Consider the following 3,330-nt stretch of genomic DNA (forward strand, 5'->3'; position numbering starts at 1 on the left):
ACGGCCGGGTCGACCGTCAGGTTGACGGCGGGGATCAGGTTGCTCACGGGGGCTTCCTCTACTCAGGCACGCTGGATGATCAGTTCGCGGCCGACACGGGCCTCGACCTTGGCATAGCGCCACAGCTTGTACGGCCCCTCGCCCACGGCCGTGGTGCGGAACAGGTTGCAGGCGGCGTGCACGATCTCGATGTCCGGTACGTCAGCCAACAGGTAGGTGGTCCAGGGGAAGCCGTCGGACGGGCCGACCATGCCCTGGTCATCGTCCATGTTGCCCAGCACGTTCACCCCGGCCAGGTCGTGGATGCCATTCCACATCGCACTGAAGGCGGCCCACACCTGAAGCTGCTCCTCGCGAGGGGCATCGAAGAAGTTCTGGTTGATGCCCATGCAGAACAGCACGCGCAAGGTTTTCTTATCGCTCATGACAAATATCCCGAAAGTTACAGGTAGCCCGGAAGGGGCTGTTTACCGAAGAACATCGCCCCGGCGTTCTGGTAGGTGACGTCGCCCATGAAGGCGTGCTGGGTCACCACCTGCGCATCGTTGACGCAGCGGGCCAGCGGGCTTTCGTTGTAGATGCCGGTCATGCCCGAGAGCATCTGTACACTGCGCGCCACTTCGGCGGCCACGCGGGCGGCATGAGTGGAGGACAGGCGCAACAGGTTGGTGACCTCGACCGGTACCGGGTCGCCCGCCAGGACGTGCTCCCAGGCGCGTTCGATGGACTCGTAGAAGAACGCGCGAGCCGAGCGCAGCGCCGCCTCGGCCTTGGCCACATCGACCTGGGCCAGCGGCCGGTCAGCCAGTGCCGGGGCGCCGGTGACCGAAATGCGCCCACTGGCCATGCCCGACAGTTCGTCGAGCGCGGCGCGGGCGATGCCCAAGCCGACCACCGAGAGCACCTGGGTGGCGAACGACAGCGAGGGGTAACGGAAAAACGGCTCGTCCAGGTTGGGCTTGCCACCGCGCACGAAGGTCCACTGCTCGCCGACCACCACTTCCTCGACCACCAGGTCGTGGCTACCGGTGCCGAGCAGCCCGACGGTGTCCCAGGTCTGCTCGATGCGCGCTTGCTGGCGCGGCATCACTGCCAGGCGTGGCAGGTCGAGCTTGTCGCCGTTGCGCGGGGCGATACCGACACCGACGATGTCGGCGCCCATGGAGCCGCTGGAGTACTTCCAGCGGCCGTTGACCTTGAAGCCGCCAGGCACGATCTCGGCGGGTTGGGGCGGGAAGATGCCACCGGCGAACACCGTGTCGGGGCTGTTGCCGTAGATCTCGGCGATGGTTTCCAGCGGCAGCGCCGCCAGGTACACAGGGCTCATGCCGAAGCTGGCCACCCAGCCGGCGGAGCCGTCTGCATGGGCGATGCGTTCGACCATTTCACAGAAGGCACCCGGCGAGCATTCAAGCCCACCGAAGCGTTTGGGCACCAGGGCGCGGTACACGCCATGGGCCTTGAACGCGTCGATCACATCGCGGGATATGTGGCGCTGGCGGTCGAACTCACCGAGGCGAGCCCGATCACGAACACCGTCAAGCAAGGCCTCGAAGGCAGGGCCAGAGGCGAGCGCCGACACAGGCGCAGCACGCAGGCAAAGCGATTCCATGGACTTTCTCCGTCTCAGGCGCGGTTTTTGTACTGATGCTTGTGGGGGGTGTTGGCTGGGCTCGGTGAAGGCAAGCACTGGCCATGCAGAGGGGCGTAGGCAGGTTTGGGCGGCATGGTCTGTCTCTCTTGTTTTAGGTGCCGGTGACAAATATTTGCGGCGATTTACGTGAATTGTCAATTGAATTTTCACGCTAAAACCCACGAAAAATCTGCTAGCAGCACCCAGGAAGACCTAGAAAAAACCGCTTATCTATTTGATTTGAATGAATTTAAAGGCAGAGATAGGCTGACCTGAACAGCGCAAAAAAAACTAAAGACCAGTGCTGATATCACGAAAAATTTTTAGTGCCTTTTTCACATGATTTCTGCCAGAAAAAAACGCGTGTAGGATGGCCTGGCATGGAGCGCGACAACGCCGGCCAACCCACGCCGAGCACACAAGAAAAACATCAAGCCAGCGCCCCACCAGGATCGATGGGGAAACGCCAATGCCTGCCGTGATTACCCCGAGGTCGAGGTCATGCCCACCCGCCATATCGATCTGCAGGACCATCGCCTGCGCTACCTGCACCTGAGCCATGACAAGGGCTCGATGCGCGCCGCTGCCGAAGTGCTCGGTGTCGCCACCTCATCGGTCAGCCGGCAGATCGCCCGGCTGGAAGAAGAACTGGCCATCGAACTGGTCCGCCCCGGCACCCATCGCATCAGCCTGACCGCCGCCGGCGAAGCGGCCGTGGACTACTACATCGAGCGCACCCGCCAGCACGCGCTGCTGGTCAACCGCCTGGACGAACTGCGCGCCCGCCAGCAGGCGTCGACGGTGATCGCCATTGGCGAAGGCCTGCTGGGCGCCCGGGCGATCAATTCGTTGCAGGGCTTCTTGCATGCGCACAATGCGCACAAGGCCGAGATCATCAGCGCCCCGTCCTTGGAGGTGCAGCGCATGGTGCTGGCCGACGAGGCGCATTTGGGCGTGGTGTTTGCGCCCAACCCTGCAGCCCGCTTGACGCGGCTGTTCAGCCTGGCGCAGCCACTGCGGATGATCGTGCACCGCGACAGCCGCATGGCCGAACGCTCCACGGTCAGCCTTGCCGAAGTGGCCCGGGAATCGCTGGTGCTGCCCGGTGCCAATTTCCGCGTGCGCGAGTTGGCGGATGCCGCGTGCAAGGACCAGCCGTTTGCCATTGTGCCGACCCTCACGTCCAACTCACTGGCGGTGATTCTGGATTTCGTGCGGTCGGGGCTGGGGGCCACGTTGCTGGCTGAGCTGCCGATCATCGACGAGCTCAAGAGCGGCACCTTCAAGGCCCTGGCCATTGATTGCGAGGCGATGAACGCGACCGATATCCAGATCGTCACGCGCCGGGGCCGTACCCTGGATGGCATGAGCCGGGAATTGGCGACCGAGATGGCCAAGGCGGTGCGTATGGCGTTGTGATGTGTGTAGATAGGGTTTGCCTCGGTGCTTGCCTTGGGTTATGCAGCGCCTATGAGATCGAGCGCCGCGCGGGCGGCGCTCGATCTCCGCCCCAACAAAAAAACAACGACGTACGCCCTGCCATCCCCCCCGTTGCACAAAACGCAACGACATTGATCGCCCCTGTCATTGAGCCCCACCCCCCTGCCCTTTAGCGTTGCTCCCATAAGAAAACGCCCCATAGGTGACCCCGTGAGCAACCTGATCCCCGCCGTCAACCTGACGGTCGACCCGGCCGC

At 63.2% G+C, this 3,330-nt stretch carries 3 protein-coding genes; 1 reads left to right on the forward strand and 2 read right to left on the reverse strand.

Annotation, left to right across the window (positions count from 1 at the left end; all coding sequences use genetic code 11):
* Positions 1 to 62 precede the first annotated feature (62 nt).
* Complete coding sequence (locus HU770_RS26615; RefSeq protein WP_186666550.1) at positions 63 to 425, reverse strand: IacB protein; 363 nt, start codon at positions 423 to 425, stop codon at positions 63 to 65.
* Positions 426 to 442: 17 nt separating this feature from the next.
* Entirely contained in the window at positions 443 to 1,612 is a 1,170-nt protein-coding gene (gene iacA / locus HU770_RS26620; protein WP_186666552.1) for an indole-3-acetate monooxygenase, read from the reverse strand.
* Between the two features lie 522 nt (positions 1,613 to 2,134).
* Between iacA and HU770_RS26625 the strand changes: the two genes are divergently transcribed.
* The gene (locus HU770_RS26625) at positions 2,135 to 3,052 is read left to right on the forward strand and encodes a LysR family transcriptional regulator (protein WP_186666554.1); all 918 of its coding nucleotides are present in this window, start codon (positions 2,135 to 2,137) and stop codon (positions 3,050 to 3,052) included.
* The last annotated feature ends 278 nt before the right edge of the window (positions 3,053 to 3,330 follow it).

The organism is Pseudomonas sp. SWRI68 (assembly GCF_014269165.1).
GTDB lineage: Bacteria > Pseudomonadota > Gammaproteobacteria > Pseudomonadales > Pseudomonadaceae > Aquipseudomonas > Aquipseudomonas capeferrum.

Coding starts and splice junctions, on each gene's coding strand:
- HU770_RS26615 (WP_186666550.1), bottom strand. CDS start 425: ATGAGCGATAAGAAAACCTTGCGCGTGCTGTTCTGCATGGGCATCAAC.
- iacA (WP_186666552.1), bottom strand. CDS start 1,612: ATGGAATCGCTTTGCCTGCGTGCTGCGCCTGTGTCGGCGCTCGCCTCT.
- HU770_RS26625 (WP_186666554.1), top strand. CDS start 2,135: ATGCCCACCCGCCATATCGATCTGCAGGACCATCGCCTGCGCTACCTG.